This window comes from Streptomyces sp. NPDC050625 (genome assembly GCF_040654755.1).
In the GTDB taxonomy this organism is placed as follows: Bacteria; Actinomycetota; Actinomycetes; order Streptomycetales; family Streptomycetaceae; genus Streptomyces.
Genome location: NZ_JBFAIQ010000040.1, coordinates 41,900 through 53,866, shown reverse-complemented (window position 1 = coordinate 53,866; position 11,967 = coordinate 41,900). Strand labels below are relative to the sequence as shown.

The window sequence follows — 11,967 nt, the reverse complement described above, 5'->3', positions numbered from 1 at the left end:
GTGTGAGTGTTTTTCTTTGGTGTGCTCTCCCGTTCGGGGGGGGGGGGCGGTCCCGAGGGTCGGGGCATCGACCGGGACCGCCCCCGCCGGCTCACTTCGTCAGCGGGCCGAACTCCTTGCGGGTGTTCACCGGCTTGCCGAACAGCTGCCACCGCTCGCCCTTGAACCGCATCAGTTGCATCGTCTCGAGCGGGAAGGCGTCGCCGGGGCCCGTGGACATCGTGACACCGGGCAGCAGCAGGCCCACCTTCACGTTCTTCAGGCTGCGCACGGCGTCCCGCAGCCCTTCCCTGGTCGGGCACTTCATCGCGTCCAGGGCCTTGTGCAGGCTGGAGGCGACGGCCCAGCCGTAGGCGTTGAACTGGTTGGCCGGGTCGGTGTCGGGAGCGTACTTGTGCATGGCGCTCATGTAGGTCTTCATCTCGGGGTCGTTGGCCCACTGCGGGTCGGCGGGGTCCTTGAAGTAGGTCGCCGAGACCACGCCCTGCACGTTCTTGAACCCGGCGGGCTGGAGCACGGCTGCCGATGAGGACACATTGTTGACGATGTGCAGCGGGTTCCACTTGGTGTTCTTGGCGTCGGCGGCGAGGGCCTGGCTGCCGAACTTGGGGGTGGTGACGTCCAGCAGCACGTCCGCCTTGGAGCGGGCGAGGCTCGCCATCTGAGCCGACACGGACGGGTCGGTGACTTCGTAGCTCTCCGCGGCGACCACCTTGATGCCGCTGCCGGCGACGGCCTTCTTGAACCCGCCGAGCAGGTCCTTGCCGAAGTCGTCGTTCTGGTAGAGGACCGCGACCTTGGCCTTCGGCTTCCTGTCCTTGAGGTACTTGGCGTACACCCTGGCCTCGGCGACGTAGTTGGGCTGCCACCCGATGGTCCAGGGGTGCTTGGTGTCCGTGCCCCAGACGGAGGCGCCCGTGGCGACGAAGGGCTGCGGCACCTTCTGCTTGTCGAGGTAGTCCCACACGGCCGCCGTGGACGGGGTGCCCAGGGTCTGGAACACGGCGAAGACCTTCTCCTGCTCGACGAGTCTGCGGGCCTCCTCGACCGCCTTGGGCGGCTGGTAGCCGTCGTCGCGGACGACGAACTCCACCTTGCGTCCGTCTATGCCGCCCTTGTCGTTGACGTACTTGAAGTAGGCGGCCACGCCCTTGCTGATCGTGCCGTACGCGGAGGCAGGTCCCGACAGCGGATAGATCCCGCCCAGCTTGATGGTCTTGTCGGTGATGCCGGTGGTCTGCTGGCCCTTGCACGCGCCACCGGCGGTGGTGGGCTGATCGTCCTGTCCTCGCTGGCTGCTGCAGGCGGTGGCGGTGAGCAGAGCGGCGGTCGCGGTCGCGGCCGCCCGCAGTGCGGTCGTCTTGCGCATGTGACTCATTCCTTTTCCGTGCGGGGCGGTGCGCCCACGGGTTCGGCGTCGACAACAGCGGGATCCGCAGGGTCGAGGGTGACGGAGGGTTCGGATGCGGTCCGGGACTCCGGCTCCGCTTCGGGCACGGATGCGGATGCGGCCTCCGGCGTCCGGTCGAGGGCGTCAGCGGTACGGGGCAGACGACGCACGACAGCGCCCATGACACGGCGCGGCAGACCGGCCAGTCCCGTCGGGGCCACGAACATCACCGTGATGATCAGCAGGCCGAACACCACTCCCGGTGCCGCCTCGCTGACGTCCTGGGACACGCTCGGCACGTACATCACGAACGCCGCCCCCAGCAGGGGCCCGTACAGCGAGGCGAGCCCCCCGACCACCAGGCCGGCCAGCAGGGTGATGGACAGAACGAAGCTGAAGGAGTCGGGCGAGACGAAGCCGATCACCCAGGTGTACAGGCATCCGGCGACACCCGCGAACATCGCGCTCCACGCGAAGGCGAGGGTCTTGTGCAGCGACAGCCGCACGCCCATGACCTCGGCGGCGCTCTCGTTGTCCCGCACGGCGAGCAGTGCCCGGCCGACCCGGGACCGCAGCAGGTTGCGGGCGAGCAGCAGGGCCACCGCGGTGACGGCGAGGACCACGAAGTACATCCACTGGTCCTCGGCCAGCCCACTCCACGCGGGCGGCTGCAGCTTTTCCACGGTCAGGCCCATCGAGCCCCCCGTCACCGGTTCGAGCCGCTTGAGCAAGGGCGGCAGGAACACCGCGAACGAGAGGGTGACCAGCGCCAGGTACAGCCCGCGCAGCCGCAGTGCGGGCACCCCGAAGCCGAGTCCCAGCAGGAAGCATGCTGCGGCCGCAACGGGCAGGGTGGCCAGGTGGCCGGTGTCGAACCGGTCGAGCATGATCGCCGCGGTGTAGGCGCCGGCCGCGAAGAACGCGCCGTGGCCGAGGGAGATCTGTCCGCCGAATCCGACGAGCAGGTTCAGCCCGGCCAGCGCCACGGCGTATACCAGCACCATGGTCAGCTGGAAGACCTGGAAGGGGGCGAAGTAGAACGGTGCGCCGACGGCGACCGCCGCCGCGAGCAGCACGGTGAGCGCGACGCGCAGCCGCCGGGCCCGGTCGGTGTCGAGTGCCGCTGTGATGGTGTTCATGCGCGCTCCACCGCCGCCCGTCCGAACAAGCCCTGGGGCCGCACCAGCAGCACCGCGAGGATGATCACCAGGGGAACGCCCACCTTCAGATCGGCACCGATCACGTCCACGTACGCCCCGGTCAGCGTCTCGGCGATTCCCACGAACAGGCCGCCGACGACCGCGCCCACCGGGCTGTCGAAGCCTCCGAGGGTGGCCGCGGCGAACGCGTAGATCAGCACGCCGCCCATCATGTTGGGCTCCAGGAACAGCACTGGGGCGACGAGCACGCCCGACACCGCGCCGACGGTCGCCGCCAGCCCCCAGCCGAGCATCAGCACCCGGCCCACCCGGATGCCCGACAGCCGTGCGGAGGAGGGGTTGCCGGCGACCGCCCGCATCACCAGGCCGACGGAGGTGTGCTGGAACAGCAGGTACAGCAGGCCCATCACGACGGCCACCACGCCGAGAATCCCGAGCGTCGACCAGTCCAGACGCACCCCGGCCAGGTCGAGCCCACCGTCGGGGAACGGCTGCGGGAAGTCCTTCACGGTGAACGACCAGATCAGGCCGGCCAACGCGTTGACGAAGATGAACAGGCCGACCGTGACGATGACCACCGTCAGCTCGGGCGCGCCCTGCACGGGGCGGATCGCGATGCGTTCGACCAGCATGCCGCCGGCGAAGGACACCGCCAGGGTGACCGGCAGCGCCAGCCAGAACGGCATCCCGGAGGCCACCAGCTGCCAGGCGACGTACGTCGAGAGCATGGCCAGCTCGCCCTGCGCGAAGTTGACGATCCCCGTGAACCGGTGGATCAGCACCAGGGCCAGCGCCAGGCTGGCGTACACCGCTCCGGAGCCCAGTCCTTCCACCACTTGCTGCACAAGATCGGTCACAGCGCTCACCCGGCCTTCCGGGAGAGGACGGAGACGCCGAGGTACACCTCGGCGACCTGCCCGTCCTCGCGGATCCGTTGAGCCGGTCCGGACAGCATCAGGCGGCCAGCCTCCAGTACGTGCGCCCGGTGCGCGATGTCCAGCGCGAGCTGGGCGTTCTGCTCGACGACGATCACGGTGGTGCGTTCCTCCTCGTTGACGGCACGGACGATCTCGAACAGCTCACGGGTGACCAGCGGCGCGAGCCCCAGGGACGGCTCGTCCAGGAGCAGCAGCGAGGGCCGCAGCATGAGCGCCCTGCCGATGGCGAGCATCTGCTGCTCCCCGCCGCTGAGGCTGCCGGCGGCCTGACGCGACCGCTGGCGCAGTTTGGGGAAGTGGCCGTAGATCCGTTCCAGGTCAGCCGTCACGGCCGCCCGCTCGGTGCGGCCCCGCCGCCGGGGGCCTGTGCGCAGATGGGCGCCGATGCGCAGGTTCTCCTCGACGGTCAGGTCGTTGAAGGTGCCGCGGCCCTCGGGGACGTGCGCCACGCCGAGCCTGGCGGCCTGCTCGGGCGAGCGGCCCAGCAGTTCGGTGCCGTTCAGGGTGACCGAGCCGCGGCCGCGGACCATGCCGCTCAGCGCCCGCAGCGTCGTGGTCTTGCCCGCGCCGTTGGGTCCGAGGATCGCGCACACCTCGCCGCGGGCGACGGAGAAGTCGAGGCCCTCGAGCACGCGGGCCTGGCCGTATCCGGCGTGCAGGCCGGACACCTTCAGGAAGTCCGGCTCCGCACTCGCCCGGGCCTCGGTGCGGTCGGTGGTGGGCTCGCTCATGCGGCCACCCCCAGGTACGCCTCGACGACCGCAGGGTCGCGCTGGATCTCCTCCGGCGAGCCCTCGGCGATCTTGCGGCCGAAGTCGAGGCAGACCACCTTGTCGCACAGGCCCATCACGAACCCCATGTGGTGTTCGACCACCACGAGACTGAGGTCGAAGTCCTGGCACACCGACCGGACCAGATCCGCGAATTGACCGACCTCGCCGTGGCTGAGCCCGTTGACGGGTTCGTCAAGCAACAGCAGCCGGGGCCGTACCGCGAGCGCCCGGGCGAGTTCGACGCGTTTGAGGGTGCCGAACGGCAGCCCGGCGGCGGGGTGGTCGGCGACGTCCGCCAGGGCGAGCCGTCGTAGGAGGTCGTCCGCCTGGTCACGTAGTTCCCTCTGCTCCCGCCGGACGCGGGGCAGCCGGAGCGCCGCGGCGAGGTGTCCGGTGCGCCCCCGGCTGTGGGCGCCGACCATGACGTTCTCCCGGACCGTGAGCTGCGGGAACAGGCCCAGGTTCTGGAAGGTGCGGGCGATGCCGCGCTCTGCGACGGCGTGCGGCGGGAGGGCCAGCAGGTCCTCGCCCTCGAACCGCACGTCTCCCTCATCGGGAGCGCAGCGCCTGGTGAGGCAGTTGAACAAAGTGGTCTTGCCGGCTCCGTTGGGTCCGATGAGCCCTACGGCGGTGCCCAGCTCAACGGTGAATGCGACACCGTCCAGTGCCGTGATCCCGCCGAAGCGCACGGTGATACCGTCGACCGCGAGCATGAGTGACGCCCCTTCCGACGTGCTGGGGGGTGGGCGAGCGTCACAGTAGGTGGCGGCGTTCCAGGCGCACATTGGGTGCGAGCACCCAACTTGCCGGTCGGCGCACTGTGCGCCGCGCACAGGTTGCGGGAGATGTCTCACGCCGAGCCTGTTGACGAAGCACGAGTGGGACAGCGACGATCTGCGCCATGCCTCGCGGTCCCGCCCTGGGCGCCCCCCAATTCTCCGAACCGCTCCGCCGGGAGCGGCGGCGGATCCTGCACGCCGTCCACGACCGGGTCGAGGAGGTGGCGGAGACCGCCGTCGAGGTGATGCGCGCGGAGATCCCGTCGTACGCGCTGCAGGACGAACGGTTCTTCGACGAGGTACGGGAGCAGGTGCTCGAGCACTACCGGATGCAGCTGGCGGCGCTGGCCGGCGACCGCGCCATCGACGCCGAAGACCTGGTCTTCAGCCGGGCGGCAGCCATGCGCAGAGCCCGCGCGGGGTTCGCTCTCGAGGACTGGATCAGTGCCTTCCGGGTCGGTCGGCAGGTGATGTGGGACGCGATGCTGGAGTGCGCGGGCACGTCCGCCGAGGCTCAGCAGGCCGCGCTGTCCCTCGTCACCCCGCTGATGCGGTACGTCGACTACGCCAGCACCCATGCCGCGCAGGCCTACGTCGAGTACCAGCAGCACGTGGTGGCGGATGCGGACCGGGAGCGCCGGGATCTCCTGGACCAGCTCCTGGCGGGCGTGGCACCGGCGCGCGGTCCGCTGTTCGCAGCGGCGCAGGCGTACGGCATCGGACCGCGCTCGCCGATGATGGCGGTCGTGGCGGTGTGCGTCGGCGACACGCGCACGGGGGACCACACCTCGGCCGAGAACGGGTATGCCACCAGCGCGTCGATCAGCGTCGCCGGGCCCTGGGCCGGCCGCACCCTGGTCGTGGTGCGCCACGGTGAGGTGGTGGCCGTGCCCGTGGTCCGGGCCGGCATGAACGCGGAGGACATCTGCGCCCACTTCGAGGCCGTGCAGCGACGGCTCGCGCGGGACGGGACCATGCTCTCCATGGGGATCAGCACGGTCGCGCAGGGCGCATGTGAACTGCCGCGCGCCTACGCGGAGGCGCGGGCCGCCCTCGACCTGGTGCCGAGCGGGGGCGGGGTGGCGGCGCTGCCGCGGCTGTCCCCGTTCGACTACCTGGCGCTGCGCGCCGACGACCTCGCCCGCCAGCTGGTCGATCCCCGGGTACGCGGGCTGCTGGAGGAGGACCGCAGACGTGGCGACACGCTGGCCGCCACCATACGGGCCTTCGTGGAGGCGGACCTCAATCTGCGGCTGGCCGCCGACCGGCTGCGGGTGCATCACAACACGGCGCACTACCGGTTGCGCCGGATCGAGGAACGGACCGGCCGCAATCCGCGCCGGATCTCCGACCTCCTGGAACTACTGGTCGCCCTCGCCATCCGCGACGGGGCCGGGGAAGGTGGGGATGAGCAGTGAGCGGCATCGTGGAGTCTTCCGGGACCGAGCCGGCATGTCGGCTGCCGGACGGGCCGGCGGGCATGGGCCTGCCGGAGGGGCACGCCGGGCAGGACCGAACGGTCCGGCGTGCGCTGCTGGACGCCGCACTGGAGGTGTTCACCGAGCGCGGTTACACCGACGCCGTTCTCACCCAGATCGCGGGGCGCTCCGGCATCCCGGTGGGCAGCCTGTTCCAGCACTACGGGGGGAAGCGCGGGCTCTACCTCGCCCTCTGGGAGGAGTTCCGGGAGGAGCAGGAGCGCCGGACGGCGGCCACACTCGCCTCCGAGCGCAGCCGTGGGGTGGACGACCCCATCGTCCTCTTCGTGGCGGGAGCCAGGGCGTACCTGGAGGGCGCCTGGGACAACCGGCGGCTCGGCAGACTCCTTGTGGAGGACGACAGCCCCGCGGGCTTCGACGCGCTGCGCCGCCAGTGGGACCGCGCATGGGTACGGCGCAACGCCCGGCTGCTGGAGGTGGACGAGCGGCAACGCGCCGGCCGGGTCCGGGTGAGTGTGCTGACCACCGTCATTGGAGGGGCGGCACGCGAGCTGGGCGACTGCGGGGACGAGACGGAGGCCCGGGAGATCGTGGACGAGGTGTGCGGCATCCTGATCCATCTGTCGGCACCCCCCGGCTGAAGCGCCCGGCGCATGGCCGGGGCAACAGGAGCGGCCACGGCCCGACGAGGCTGGGATGGTGCCACCGCGGTTCTCCCCGTCCCGTATCAGGTGGGTCGGATTCGACCGGCCGAGCCCGATCCGGTCGGTGACAGGCAGTCCGGCGAAGTCGACGCCGAGGGTTTGCGAACCGGCGGCTCACGCCCCGGCGTCGACTCCGACGACGTCCGAGCTAGACACCGCTGCCGAAGTGCCTGAACGGGACCGCGTCACCGAGGAGCTGGCCGCCGTCGATCACCATCGTCTCGCCGGTGATCCAACTCGCGGCGTCGGAGACTAGAAAGGCGACCGCCGAGGCGATGTCGGCGGGCTCCCCGATGCGCCCCAGTGCCGTCGAGGCGGAAACGGCCTGCTCGTGGTCCTTCCACAGAGCCTCGGCCAGCTTCGTGCGCACCACACCCGGTGCCACCGCATTGACGCGCACCTTCGGCGAGAGTTCCAGGGCCAGTTGCTTCGTGAGGTAGATCAGTGCGGCCTTGGACGCGTTGTACAGGCCGATGTTCGCCTCGAGGGCCATGCCTCCGACCGACGCGGTGTTGACGACCGCGCCGCCCTGCTCGCCCATCCAGGCCCGCGTGGCCAGACCCGTCCACAAGAGGGGAGCCCACAGGTTCACGTCGAAGGTCTTGGCGAACCTGCCGTGGTCCTGGTCGACGAGGGGCCCGAAGGCTGGGTTGGTCCCCGCGTTGTTGACGAGGATGTCCAGGCTCCCGAAGCGCTCGAGAGTCAGATCGACACAGCGCCGGGCCGCTTCTTCGTCGACCGCGTGGGCGCCGACGCCGACCGCGGTGCCCCCGACCTGGGCCGCGGCGGTGTCCGCCGCCTCCTGGGACCGGGAAGTGAGGACGACGTTCGCGCCGGCTGCGGCGACGGCCTGGGCGATCGCGAGCCCGATACCGCGTGAGGCGCCCGTAACGACAGCGGTGCGACCGGTGAGATCCAGTCCTGCCATCTCAGTTCACCACTGCCGCGCCGCGGTACCGCCGCAGCTCGTGACCGGCGATGGCCCGCTTGTGGACCTCGTCGGGGCCGTCCGCCAGCCGCAGCGTCCGCAGCTGGGCGTACATCATCGCCAGCGGGAAGTCCTCGGTCACTCCTGCTGCTCCGTGCACCTGGATCGCACGGTCGATGATCTTCAACGCGATGTTCGGGGCGGCCACCTTGATGGCCGCGATCTCGGTGCGTGCTTCCTTGTTCCCGACCGTGTCCATCAGATGCGCGGCCTTGAGCGTGAGCAGGCGGATCATCTCGATGTCGATACGCGCTTCCGCGATCCAGTCCTGGATGTTGGACCGTTCAGCAACCGGACTGCCGAACGTCACCCGTGACTGCGCACGCCTGCACATCAGCTCCAGCGCGCGCTCGGCCGCGCCGATGGCCCGCATGCAGTGGTGGATACGACCGGGCCCGAGCCGGGCCTGGCTGATCGCGAATCCCTCTCCCTCGCCCTTGAGGAGGTCCTTGGCCGGCACCCGTACGTCGGTGAAGTCGATTTCGGCGTGCCCCTCACGGTCCTGGTAGCCGAACACCGGCAGGCCGCGCAGCACCGTGATCCCGGGGGCGTCGATCGGGACGACCATCATCGACTGCTGCCGGTGCGGAGCAGCGGTGGGGTCCGTCTTCCCCATGACGATGAGCACCTTGCAGTTGCGGTGCAGGGCGTTGGACGCGAACCACTTGCGGCCGTTGAGCACGTACTCGTCGCCGTCGCGCTCCATCCGCAACTCGATGTTGGTGGCGTCGGAACTGGCGACACGCGGCTCGGTCATCGCGAAGGCCGAGGCCATCGTGCCGTCGAGCAGGGGCTTGAGGTACTTCTCCTTGTGCTCGTCACTGCCGAACAGCGTGAGCACCTCCATGTTGCCGGTGTCGGGTGCGTTGCAGTTGCACGCTTCGGAGGCGATGTGGCTGCGCCCCATGATCTCCGCCAGCGGCGCGTACTCGAGGTTCGTCAGGCCGGGGCCCCACTCCTGGTGCGGGTGGAAGAGGTTCCACAGTCCGCGCCTCCGCGCCTCCGCCTTGAGGTCCTCGATGATCGGCGGGTGGAAGTGCGGGTCACCCGCCGCGCGCATCTGCTCGTGGTACACCGCCTCCGCGGGGTAGATGTGCGAATCCATGAACTCGAGCAGATCCGCCTGGCATTTCTTGGCGCGGTCCGACGTCTCGAACAGGGACATCTGAACTCCTGATGGGTAGGGAGGGAAAGTTTCGGCGGGCGCTTGCCGAGGTGACTGGCCACGCCTTCGACGACATCGGACCCGCGGAAGGCCTGGAGCATGAGGCCTTCCGCCCGGGCCACGGAATCGGCGTAGGTGCCGTCTGCGTCGTTGTTCAGTTGGCTCTTGATGGTGGCCATGGAGGCCGGGGAGCAGCGCCTGGCCAGATCGGTGGCGTACGCGACAGCGGCATCGACCACACCGCCGGTGGGGACCAGGTGGTCGAGGAGTCCGACACGTAGGGCCTCCTCGGCATCCACCATGCGACTCGACAGCAACAGGTCCGTTGCCCGGCTGTGCCCTACCATCCGGGGCAGCAGCCACGAGATCCCGTACTCGGCGATCAGCCCGCGTTGCGCGATTGCCGTGGTGAACCGGGCCGAGGGCGAGCCGAAGCGAACGTCGCAGTAGAGCGCCTCCACCATGCCCAGGCCCGCGGTCACCCCGCCAACCGCAGCGATCAGCGGTTTGCGCAGGGTCAGCGGCAAGTCCCGCGGGCGGCGCCGTGCCCTGTCCGCCTCCGAGACCTCGTCGGCCGCCTGCAGCCGCTGGAGGTCGGCTCCCGCGCAGAATCCGCGTCCCGCACCGGTGACCACGACGGCGCATACCTCCGGGTCGTCTTCGGCGGCGTCGAGCAGTGTGAAGTAGCGGTCGTCGAATTCGTCGATCCAGGCGTTCAGCTTGGCCGGCCGGTTGAAGGTGAGCATCAGGCCCGCGGTGTTCTGCGAGGACGAGCGCGCCCGGCGTGCCGGTCATGCCTGTGCCAGCAGGGAGCTCTGGTAGCGGCGCATCCCGCGCAGCCACCGGTCGTAGTCAAGGCCCTTGTGCCGGTACATCTCACGAACGTCTTCGTGCGGCAGGATCAGGAAGCGTTCGTCCTCGATCGCGGCCAGGACGGTGTCGGCGACCTCGGCCGGCTCCAGGACGTCACCCGCGGACGTGACGGCCTGGGTCGCCGCTCTTCCAAGCGCGTCCCCGGAGTCCTTCCCGGAGGTCAGCATCCTGGTGTTCACGCCCATCGGGCACAGACAGCTGACACGGACCCCGCGATCGCCGTAGGTGACACTCAGCCACTCGGCGAAAGCGACGGCCGCGTGCTTGGTGACGGCGTACGTGGCGGAGCCGATCTGCGTGAGCAGCCCGGCCGCCGAGGCGGTGCTGACGAAGTAGCCCTCACCGCGCTCAAGCCACTGCGGTACCAGCAGCGTTGCAGCACGGATGTGGGCTCGCAGGTTGACGTCGATCGAGAGGTCCCAGTCCTGTTCGCTCGCGTCGAGGCCGAGCGCCCCCGCGATGCCCGCATTCGCGAAGTAGAGGTCGACCGGACCGAACGCGCTCTCCGCCAGGGCGATCAGCTGCTGGATCTGGGCGGGGTCCGACGCGTCCGCGCCGGCGCTGACGGTGCTTCCCGGATGGTCGGCGTTGACTCTCTCCGACACCGCCCGCGCGGTCTCGACGTCAAGGTCTGCGACGACGACCCTGGCACCCTCGCGAGCGAGCCGTGCGACCAGCGCGCTACCGATGCCGCCACCGCCACCGGTGACGACGGCGACCCTTTGTGCAACGTTCACAGCGGACCCTCTCCGTTGAAGCGGCGTGCGATGCCTCGGCACGGACCCCGAGAGGATGTCACCGTGCTCTTGCTCTCCTATATAATTGAATCTGGCTTCAAGTTCAACTGTGAGGTGCGCGGCACCACACGCAGAAGCCGCCCGGCCCGAGGGGCTGAGCGGCTCACCGCATGGATCGTCAAGGAGCTCGGTTCCAGGGAGACGGCCGATGCGCCTGGCGCGATCGTCACGTCCGTGTAGGAGACGAGAAGGAGAGATGGCACCCGCCGGTACCGGGTGTGTTGAGGTAGGGGTCCCGGCTGCCGGATCAGCGGTGGCCGGGGAACCGCAGCGCGTTCGCCCAGAGCCGGGTGACCGTGGAGACGAGCTCCTCGAAGTCCACCGGCGTGCCTTCTTCTTGCCCTTCGGAGAGCACGAAGGCGTTGTAGGCCATGACACTGACCATGCCCGACAGCGCACGGGAGGCCAACATCGGATCGACCTCCCGGTCTGCGACTTCCCGCGCCTGCAGGTCGGCGATACCGCGGGCATTGCGGCGGATGAACGCGTCCCCGCGCCGCCGTCGGAAGTCACGGAACTCCGGCTCCACTTGTGCGACCTGTTCAAGCAGCGCCATCAGCTTCGCGTTCCGTTTGTATGCCTCGAGATACGCGCGATTGCTCGCCTCGAGCACGGCATAGGGATCGTCGGTACCCTGCACCCGGCCCATGCCGGGGTGCATCATGTCCTCCTGCGCCTCCAGGAGAACAGCGGCGAGCACCTCCTCCTTGTTGGCGAAGTAGGTGTAGAAGGATCCCGCCGCGCATCGGGCCTCTTTGGTGATGTCGGTCAGGCGGGTGTCGAGGTAGCCGTCCCTCTCGAACACCTTCCGCGCGGCCTTCACCAAAGCAGCCCGTGTCCGTGCTCCGCGCTGCGTCGTAGGCGGCTCGCGAAGGTGCGAGAGGGGCGCCATGGGCGGTGCCGTCTCGCTGTCGATCTCCTCGGGCGCAGTGGTGTCCATCCTGGAAACCCTACTTGAATC

At 69.6% G+C, this 11,967-nt stretch carries 11 protein-coding genes and 1 pseudogene; 2 read left to right on the top strand and 10 right to left on the bottom strand.

Annotation, left to right across the window (positions count from 1 at the left end):
- Positions 1–91: 91 nt before the first annotated feature.
- Genes AB0I54_RS42705 through AB0I54_RS42685 form a run of 5 tightly spaced genes read right to left on the bottom strand, consistent with a single transcriptional unit; the run spans position 92 to position 4,974 of the window.
- Positions 92–1,369, bottom strand: coding sequence for an ABC transporter substrate-binding protein (locus AB0I54_RS42705; RefSeq protein WP_363301767.1), 1,278 nt, complete (start codon positions 1,367–1,369; stop codon positions 92–94).
- A 5-nt stretch (positions 1,370–1,374) separates the two neighbouring features.
- Positions 1,375–2,529 (bottom strand): branched-chain amino acid ABC transporter permease, encoded by a 1,155-nt coding sequence (locus AB0I54_RS42700; protein WP_363301766.1) that lies wholly within the window; start codon positions 2,527–2,529, stop codon positions 1,375–1,377.
- Positions 2,526–3,407, bottom strand: a complete 882-nt coding sequence (locus tag AB0I54_RS42695) for a branched-chain amino acid ABC transporter permease (protein ID WP_363301765.1) — start codon at positions 3,405–3,407, stop codon at positions 2,526–2,528. Before AB0I54_RS42695 ends, AB0I54_RS42700 begins: the two co-directional genes overlap by 4 nt.
- 5 nt (positions 3,408–3,412) lie before the next feature.
- On the bottom strand, positions 3,413–4,219 hold the full coding sequence (locus AB0I54_RS42690; protein ID WP_363301764.1) for an ABC transporter ATP-binding protein: 807 nt from the start codon (positions 4,217–4,219) through the stop codon (positions 3,413–3,415).
- The gene (locus AB0I54_RS42685; RefSeq protein ID WP_363301763.1) at positions 4,216–4,974 is read right to left on the bottom strand and encodes an ABC transporter ATP-binding protein; all 759 of its coding nucleotides are present in this window, start codon (positions 4,972–4,974) and stop codon (positions 4,216–4,218) included. Before AB0I54_RS42685 ends, AB0I54_RS42690 begins: the two co-directional genes overlap by 4 nt.
- Before the next feature lie 188 nt (positions 4,975–5,162).
- Between AB0I54_RS42685 and AB0I54_RS42680 the strand changes: the two genes are divergently transcribed.
- Together AB0I54_RS42680 and AB0I54_RS42675 are read left to right on the top strand one after the other, a co-directional pair.
- Complete coding sequence (locus AB0I54_RS42680) at positions 5,163–6,458, top strand: helix-turn-helix domain-containing protein (protein ID WP_363301762.1); 1,296 nt, start codon at positions 5,163–5,165, stop codon at positions 6,456–6,458.
- Positions 6,455–7,120, top strand: a complete 666-nt coding sequence (locus AB0I54_RS42675; RefSeq protein WP_363301761.1) for a TetR/AcrR family transcriptional regulator — start codon at positions 6,455–6,457, stop codon at positions 7,118–7,120. The genes AB0I54_RS42680 and AB0I54_RS42675 overlap by 4 nt, the downstream gene beginning before the upstream one ends.
- A 211-nt stretch (positions 7,121–7,331) precedes the next feature.
- Here the strand turns inward: AB0I54_RS42675 and AB0I54_RS42670 are convergent, their stop codons facing one another.
- The 5 genes and pseudogenes from AB0I54_RS42670 to AB0I54_RS42650 form a co-directional block, all read right to left on the bottom strand.
- A complete protein-coding gene (locus AB0I54_RS42670; RefSeq protein WP_363301760.1) occupies positions 7,332–8,111 on the bottom strand; it encodes an SDR family oxidoreductase in 780 nt (259 codons plus the stop codon).
- 1 nt (position 8,112) lies between these two features.
- Positions 8,113–9,336, bottom strand: a complete 1,224-nt coding sequence (locus AB0I54_RS42665) for an acyl-CoA dehydrogenase family protein (protein WP_363301759.1) — start codon at positions 9,334–9,336, stop codon at positions 8,113–8,115.
- A gap of 89 nt (positions 9,337–9,425) precedes the next feature.
- Positions 9,426–10,082 (bottom strand): annotated as a pseudogene (locus tag AB0I54_RS42660) (enoyl-CoA hydratase-related protein); the annotation flags it as partial.
- 45 nt (positions 10,083–10,127) lie between these two features.
- On the bottom strand, positions 10,128–10,946 hold the full coding sequence (locus AB0I54_RS42655) for an SDR family oxidoreductase (RefSeq protein ID WP_363301758.1): 819 nt from the start codon (positions 10,944–10,946) through the stop codon (positions 10,128–10,130).
- A 307-nt stretch (positions 10,947–11,253) separates the two neighbouring features.
- Positions 11,254–11,946 carry a TetR/AcrR family transcriptional regulator gene (locus tag AB0I54_RS42650; RefSeq protein WP_363301757.1) on the bottom strand — a complete coding sequence of 231 codons (693 nt, stop codon included), beginning with the start codon at positions 11,944–11,946 and terminating at the stop codon, positions 11,254–11,256.
- Positions 11,947–11,967: the final 21 nt, after the last annotated feature.